A 7,743-nucleotide genomic window follows, 5' to 3' on the forward strand; every position below is an offset into this window, starting at 1 on the left:
AGATATCACCGATTCGATGCTCCTCCTTTGTTTTCTGAGGGGAGTTAAAGCCAATCAGGTTGTTGCCGGTACGCTTACGTATAATAGCTTCCAAGCCGTTAAAAGCGCCGCCGCAGATGAAGAGAATATTACGGGTATCTACCTGAATACACTCTTGCTGGGGATGCTTGCGTCCGCCTTGGGGCGGCACGTTGGCAATGGTTCCTTCAATTATTTTTAATAAAGCCTGCTGTACGCCTTCCCCGGAAACGTCTCGTGTAATGGAAGGGCTGTCCCTTTTTCTGGCAGTCTTGTCGATTTCATCAATATAGACGATACCGGTTTCCGCTCGGGCACAGTCGAAGTCGGCATTTTGTAAAAGTTTGAGAATGACATTTTCAACGTCATCACCCACATAGCCGGCTTCGGTGAGGGTCGTGGCGTCAACGATAGCGAAAGGTACATCCAGCATGTGCGCCAAGCTTTCGGCGAGCAAGGTTTTACCCGTACCGGAAGGACCGATCAACAAGACGTTGGTTTTTTGCAATTCAACGCCATCAATTTCAGCGCCTGTAGCAAGACGTTTATAATGATTGTGAACAGCAACGGCAAGAATGCGTTTAGCACGTTCTTGGCTTACCACATACCCCTCAAGAAAGTCTTTGATTTCTTGAGGGGTAGGAACATGAATAGCACGGCCGCCCTTACGTCTTGCGCGGTCTTCTGCCACGATATCGCTGCAGAGTCGTACACATTCGTCACAAATATTGACATCGGGACCTGCAACCAGTTTATTGACTTCGTCATGGCGTTTCCCGCAAAAAGAGCATGTGGGGGCGTTCATTCTTGAACGCTGATTAGGTGGCATCGGATTTTGTCTCCTTCTGCTGTTCAGAAATAACCCAATAATACCGGAACACTGAGTACTACATTATGTGTTATTATAGCACTTTGTGACGTGTTCGTCAACAATATATTGTGGTGTCGATCAACGACGCCTCGGGTCATACGCGGGAGAACAGGTCAACGGGACTCCAGTGCAGGATTGCGCACCAACACCTCATCAATTAGTCCATATTTTTGGGCTTCATAGGCGCCCATGAAGAAATCGCGGTCACTGTCTTGGCGAATCACGTCAAGGCTTTGACCGGTATGTTTGACAAGGATCTCGTCAATCATTTCACCAATACGCACGATTTCTCTGGCTTGGATTTCGATATCCGTTGCCTGTCCTCGGACGCCGCCCATTAATTGGTGTAAGAGGAAGCGTGAATAGGGCAAGGAAAATCGTTTTCCTTTAGCACCGGCCGCGGTGAGTACGGCGGCCATGCTTGCAGCCTGACCAATGCAGATGGTTGTGATGTCTGGGCGCACATATTGCATGGTGTCGTAAATGGCCAGCCCTGCCGTGACACTGCCGCCCGGAGAATTAATATAAATATTGATGTCTTTATCAGGATCTTCAGCTTCGAGGAAAAGTAATTGTGCAATGACATAGTTCGCGACGGCGTCATCAATCGTATAGCCCAAGAAAATAATACGATCTTCTAAAAGTCGGGAAAAGATATCGTAGGCACGTTCCCCTCTGCTGGTCTGTTGATAGATGGTAACGGCTTGAGGATCAATAGGCGTCCGCCCACCGAGATCAGGTATGGCATTTAAAATGTCGGAAGCCCGTTCAATGGTCCTGTCCGAACTCTTATGACTGGTCATCTTGTTTGGATTCCTCATCATCGGATGTCTCTTCGCTATGCTTTTTTATCCATTCATCCTTAGGGATCGGCTTAACGGTAGCCTTGGCAATAAGTGCATCCAGCGTTTTATCCTGAAGAACATGATAGGTTGAGTTGGAAATATTTTCTTCGCTGAGAAATCTGGCTTTAAGAAGTTGAAACATTTCTTCGCCGCCGCCGCTGTTCATGTCGCGCAAATAGGAATCAACGTCTTCTTCCGAAATCGTAATTGATTCTTTTTTAGCAGCAGCATCTATGGCGTAACTGGTTTTCATGTCAAACGTCATTTCTTCTTCAGCTTCGGCTTTAATCTGTTCCTGTTGCTCTTCAATAGTTTCCGAGGAAACATGCTGACTCGTTAATTCGTTGGCTTTTTCATTGTAGCGGGCGTCAGCCATTTTTGCCAGTGTATTTTTAGGAAGTTCGAAGCTGCTTTCATCCACAATTTTTTTCAGCATTTCTTGGCGCAGACTTTCGCGAACCATGTTTTCACTGCTCTTAACAAGATCGTTTTTGATGGATTCTTTTAAAGCATCCATCGTATCGTAACCGATTTTTTTGGCGAATTCATCGTCCAGTTCAGGAAGCACACGCCGTTTAATTTCGTTGACCTTAATCTTGAATAGCGCCGTTTTACCGGCGAGGGCTTTAATATTATAGTCCGCGTCAAAAGGTACTTCAGCTTCTAATTCACCGTCAACGACAGCGCCGGATAAGGCTTTTTCCATATTTTCATGGAAGCGTCCGGAGCCAAGAATATAGGGATAATTTTCGGCGCTATTACCTTCAAAGGCTTCGCCGTCGATAGTGCCGTTAAAATCAATAATAACCTGGTCGCCGTCTTGAGCTTCACCTTCGGTGAGCGGTTCAAAGCGGCCCAGACGCATACGCAGTTGTTCCACGGAAGCGTCTAACTGTTCATCGGTTACCTCAACTTCTTGTGGTTCCAAAATGAACTGGGTGTAGTCTGCCAGATCACAAGATCCCGCCACTTCAAAACTGAGGGTATAGACCAAGTCTTCGGTTTCTACGATTTCTTCAGGCTCTTCCAGGCCTTCCACATCGACATCTGAGATGGGATGCAGCTTGTGATCCCGTTGAAGTTTGCGTGATGCTGCGTCAGCGAGCCTTTCGACGACCGTGGATTTGGCAAATTTGCCCAGACGCCGTTCTAAAAGTTTGCGTGGCGCTTTGCCGCGACGGAAGCCCGGCACTTGGACGTCATTGTTGAATTCGTCGTAAACGGTGTCCAAGGTATTTTTTAAATTGGCTGCAGGTATGGTGACTTTGACCTCACACATACACGCCTCTTTGTTTTCTATCTCAAAAATTGGCTCTTCAGTCCATTCGAACTCATCTTCGCCAATTTCTTCAACGCTCTCATCCGTAATTGCTTCTTCAGCTGCAGACACATCTTCTATTTCTGTTTCTGTGCTTTCGCTTTCTGCCACATCTGCAACTTCTTCTGTATTTACAGAAGTTTCTTCGGAGATTTCTTTTTCATGTTCTGTCATGAGTGATCTCACTTCCAATTCGGTTGGGGCTGGTGGGCGAGGCGGGAGTTGAACCCGCACACCGTAAAGTACTGGAACCTAAATCCAGCGCGTCTGCCAATTCCGCCACTCGCCCAATACAACTGTAGGGAACATCTTGAAGGGGGTTATGAGCCCTGATCTAAAGCTTATTGTGAAAGTGGAATGTGGTGAAACTACCCTCCATTCCACTTGACGCGCGTATTGTTACCTCATGGTGGGCCGTACAGGATTCGAACCTGTGACCTTGTGATTAAGAGTCACCTGCTCTACCGGCTGAGCTAACGGCCCGATTGAGAAAAAAAAATGGAGCGGGAAACGGGATTTGAACCCGCGACTTCAACCTTGGCAAGGTTGCACTCTACCACTGAGTTATTCCCGCTCAATTTGTAATGCATAGTTTAGCAAATAATATCATCGTGTGTCAAACCGATTTCTTCTTAAGTTTATTGGCACTTTCAAGGTCGTAATGAAAGGGCTATAAAGAGGAATCGAAACATCTGCTTATCAGAGACATTAAAAAATGTCGAAAAATCAGAGCGCCACTCTGCCTGTGAGCTGTTGGTAAGCTTCCATATACTTCGCCCGCGTTTTTTCAACGATTTCAGCGGGAAGCGGAGGCTGAGGCGAATTCTTATCCCAACAGATGGCTTCCAAATAATCGCGCACAAATTGTTTATCGTAACTGGGCTGCGCTTTTCCTGCTTCATAGCTTTGGGCAGGCCAAAACCGCGAGGAATCAGGGGTCAACACTTCATCCGCCAAAACGAGTTCGCCATCAAGGAGACCAAATTCAAACTTGGTGTCGCAGAGGATGATTCCTTTTTCTGCGGCAAGGTCATGTCCCCGTTTATAAATGGCAATAGCCAAAGCAGCAGCTTGTTCGTTCAGTGTTTCGCCGATGATTCGACCTGCTTCTTCAGGGCTGATATTGATGTCGTGTCCGTCGCTTTCTTTGGTAGCAGGGGTATAGATAGGCTCGTCGAGTTTGTCCGCTTCCACGAGTCCTGCAGGCAAAGGGATACCGCAAACTGTGCCGGATTCTTTGTATTCTTTGAGTCCGCTGCCGGCAAGATAGCCGCGCACTACACATTCGATAGGCAGCATCTCGCATTTATGAACGAGCAACGAGCGGCCCGCGAAGATTTCTGCCTGTTCTTGAAAAGGCTCCGGAAAATCGGCAATATCAGCAGAGATAAGGTGGTTTCTGCATAAGTTCGCCATTTGTTCAAACCAGTACAGGGAAATTTGTGTGAGGATGCGCCCTTTGTCTGGGATGCCCACCGGGTTTACCCAGTCGAAGGCGGAGATACGATCGGTGGCAACCAAGAGCAAACGGTCACCCAAATCATAAATATCTCGAACTTTGCCACGGGTGTCAGGGCCTCGATCTGCGAGAGATGTTTCACATACAACAGCTGCGGTCATTCCCGATCCTTTCGGTGTTGTTCGGAGGTTAAAAGAAAGTCCCTTGCAAATAAGGGCGGTTAATTTCTAACAGATCATTCAGAAGGGCACGGCATCCGAGGGCGTTGGGCATAAGCGGATGGAAGAGCAAGGCTTTATAAGCGGACTCACGGCAGCCTTTGACGGCCGCTTCAACGGTGAGCGTTTCATAGGCTTTAATCAGTTGCATCAATCCGCGAATAGACGGTTCGGGCCCTTCCTGGGGTACCGCTTTTGCGCCGTTACTGTCGATGATGGCAGAGACTTCCACAGACACATCATCATCAAAGGTGGGCACAGCGCCATTGTTGCGACAGCAAACAACCTGACGTGATCCCCGGTTATTTTCAATAGCGTCTATGAGCAGGAAGGCTGCAGTAGAATAATGGGCGCCGCCGCGCTTGCCCAATTCTTCAGGTTTTTCGGTCAATTCAGGATTCCGATATTTCTCGAATAAGGCGTCTTCCACTTCCACCACTTCTTCGCCACGGGTCCGCGTTTTGTTTTTTAATGTACGCAATACCGTATCGGTGCTGTAGAAATATTGGAGGTAGTAGTTACAAAACATGTTGAGGCTTCGAATGGCTTCGATCATGTTTTCACGGGTATCATCTTCTTCCCATTCATGACGGGCGTGTTCGATAAATTTCTCCAATACCGCCGCTGTAATGTCTTGATCGTCTGCGTAAAAATGACGTACCCACGACAAATGGTTCAATCCCACATAGTCCATGGTCACACGTTGGGGGTCATATCCGAGATGTTTGGAAACGTCCATAATCATACCAATGGGCACATTGCACAGTCCCACGGTCCGTATCTTGCTGTGCTTTAGCACCGCTTCCGTGTTGATGCCGGCAGGGTTGGTAAAGTTGATCAAGAAGGCGTTAGGACAAAGCTCTTCCATTCTGTGTGCCACTTCCAGAATGCGGGGGATGGTGCGCAATGCGCAGGCAAAACCGCCCACCCCTGTTGTCTCCTGTCCGACAATACCGTATTTTAATCCAAGTTTTTCATCGGCTATGCGAGCACCCATTTGCCCTACACGAATTTGGGTAACCACATATTTGGCATCGGTCACCGCTTCGTCAAGCGAGCTCGTGCTGAAGACACGGAAAGGGTTGCCGTGCCGTGACGCCATACGTTCGGCAAAATCACGATTAATTTTCAGGCGCTCTTCATCCTGATCCATGAGCCAAACTTCAGATACAGGAATCTGATCTAAGCGTGAAAATAATCCATCCAACAATTCGGGCGTGTAAGAACTACCGCCGCCAATTACTGTAAATTTCATAATCTGGTTACCTTATATTCTGTTGTGTTTTTTTATCGTAAATTATGAGCATTATTTCGCAGCAATAACATATAATCGCTTATATATCATTCTCCTGCAAAGAGGGAAATATAGAAGGACAATGACTTCGTGCTCTGAATTACCGCTGCTGCTCCACGATCCAATTCTTAAAAATTATAATACAGTGCTGTGCTTAAAAAGTCAATTTCTGACTGATTTATTTGTGTTCAGAAGTCGCTGTCAGTTTCTGTGTACTGCGAGGCCTTTCTTGGTAGAAAGTTAACATCCTTAACAAAATAATATGGCTTAAAAATCCGGGGTGAATTTGGTCTCGGATTTACTTTAATAGCTTCGCTTTAATACCTGATCCATTTTCAAAATCATGTGCGCAATGTCCTCCCGTTTTTTCAACAGCACTTCAGGATCACGCGTAAAAGAGACTAAACTGGGAACAATATCATGGAGATTGTATGCGTCAGCCGCTTCTTTCAGCAGCGTGTCATGCCCGGGGATACCTTTCAAGGCACGTACCCGTTCCATGAAGAGCGTAAAATAATCGAAATCTTCAATGCCGTCACGGATAATTTCCCAACGGATAGAGTTCACGGGACCATCGGCGCCGGGGTAGAGCAATATGCCATCCCCGTTCACCGGAGTAATATCGAGGACACTGTCGTAGGGATTTTGATTGTCCAGCCAATAATTCACATTCCAATATTGCATGCCCCGTAATCCCAACGCCCATGTTTGCCAGAATAAAATTCTATGTTCAATACCGGCAAAGTCCAAGAAGAAATTGCCGTAGGGCCGCGGCGGTGTATGGTTCACATACCACCAGACTTCTCCGTTTTCTGAAGCACGCTTGAGTATTGCCGCGTTGTGAGTCGTATCAAAGACTTGTGCGTGCAAAGACCAAATGTCCAAAAAGGGCGGGATGAAAGGACGTAGCCCCTGCGTACTCACCGTTATCGGAATATCGGGCGCGTTTTCTTCCCAAATCTCCATGCTTTCCAAAATACGGTTCCACGCCGGCTCTTCCGGTTCGATGGCCAGCTGGGTGAAGGCTCTGTTGCTGAGCGATTTTCTTTTTACGAAAGCGTTGGCAGCACGAAGTTGTTCCGGAGCGTCCAACAGATTCGCCGGCACATGAATGGTGGAGAGTCCCGATTTGAGCAGGAAATCTAACCGCTGTTCATAACGGGCTAAGTCTGCCGCATAATTGCTGCTGATTCCGGGCATTTGGCTCAGCTCATGTAAAGTCACCCGGTGCATGAGTGCATTTTCAAGGAAGCCTCGTGCGATTCTGTCGGGACTGGCATTTATGGACGACGCATATTGGGATACTGATTCCATGGAAAAGCCGAAATCGGTTTTAAGCGTCGGAATGGTCGGCAGTTCAAAATCGTAGATGGTCAGTTCGAGTCCCAATTCCCAAGGGCCGCCATTGGCAGCAGAAACGGTAATTGACCCGCGATAAATGCCCGGGGCCGCACCGGGGCGCGCGTAGACGGTAACCCAACCCGGCGTTGTTCTTCCTGCTTCAGCAGAAAAGGCTTTCAAGGGGGGCAAGGCATCGGGCCACCACCCTGTGGGACCTTCATAATGGCTGGGTATGGGGACATGATGATGGTGGACATGAAAGAGTGAGATATCGTTTTGGGAGATTCGGTCACCGCCAGTTTCGTGGATCCATTCGGAAGCGGAAATATTGACTTTGGCGAGCATCATGTCCACGGGCGGAGGCAGACATGTTTGGAAT

At 47.7% G+C, this 7,743-nt stretch carries 6 protein-coding genes and 3 tRNA genes; all 9 read right to left on the reverse strand.

Annotated features, from left to right (window positions below; translation table 11 throughout):
* A partial coding sequence (gene clpX / locus GX117_00720) for an ATP-dependent Clp protease ATP-binding subunit ClpX (protein ID NLO31869.1) occupies positions 1-823 on the reverse strand: 823 nt, incomplete at its 3' end.
* A 179-nt stretch (positions 824-1,002) separates the two neighbouring features.
* Positions 1,003-1,692 (reverse strand): ATP-dependent Clp protease proteolytic subunit, encoded by a 690-nt coding sequence (locus GX117_00725; protein NLO31870.1) that lies wholly within the window; start codon positions 1,690-1,692, stop codon positions 1,003-1,005.
* Positions 1,679-3,226 (reverse strand): trigger factor, encoded by a 1,548-nt coding sequence (gene tig / locus GX117_00730; protein NLO31871.1) that lies wholly within the window; start codon positions 3,224-3,226, stop codon positions 1,679-1,681. The genes GX117_00725 and tig overlap by 14 nt, the downstream gene beginning before the upstream one ends.
* A 30-nt stretch (positions 3,227-3,256) precedes the next feature.
* Positions 3,257-3,341, reverse strand: a tRNA-Leu gene (locus GX117_00735).
* Positions 3,342-3,459: 118 nt separating this feature from the next.
* Positions 3,460-3,535: transfer RNA gene (locus GX117_00740), tRNA-Lys, on the reverse strand.
* Positions 3,536-3,551: 16 nt separating this feature from the next.
* A tRNA-Gly gene (locus tag GX117_00745) sits at positions 3,552-3,626 on the reverse strand.
* 152 nt (positions 3,627-3,778) lie between these two features.
* Positions 3,779-4,672 (reverse strand): phosphoribosylaminoimidazolesuccinocarboxamide synthase, encoded by an 894-nt coding sequence (locus GX117_00750; GenBank protein ID NLO31872.1) that lies wholly within the window; start codon positions 4,670-4,672, stop codon positions 3,779-3,781.
* 28 nt (positions 4,673-4,700) lie between these two features.
* Complete coding sequence (locus tag GX117_00755; GenBank protein NLO31873.1) at positions 4,701-5,984, reverse strand: 6-phospho-beta-glucosidase; 1,284 nt, start codon at positions 5,982-5,984, stop codon at positions 4,701-4,703.
* Between the two features lie 342 nt (positions 5,985-6,326).
* The coding region (locus tag GX117_00760; GenBank protein ID NLO31874.1) for a DUF4091 domain-containing protein at positions 6,327-7,743 on the reverse strand (1,417 nt) is incomplete at its 5' end.

It is taken from the genome of Candidatus Hydrogenedentota bacterium, from assembly GCA_012523015.1.
Classification (GTDB): domain Bacteria; phylum Hydrogenedentota; class Hydrogenedentia; order Hydrogenedentales; family CAITNO01; genus JAAYBJ01.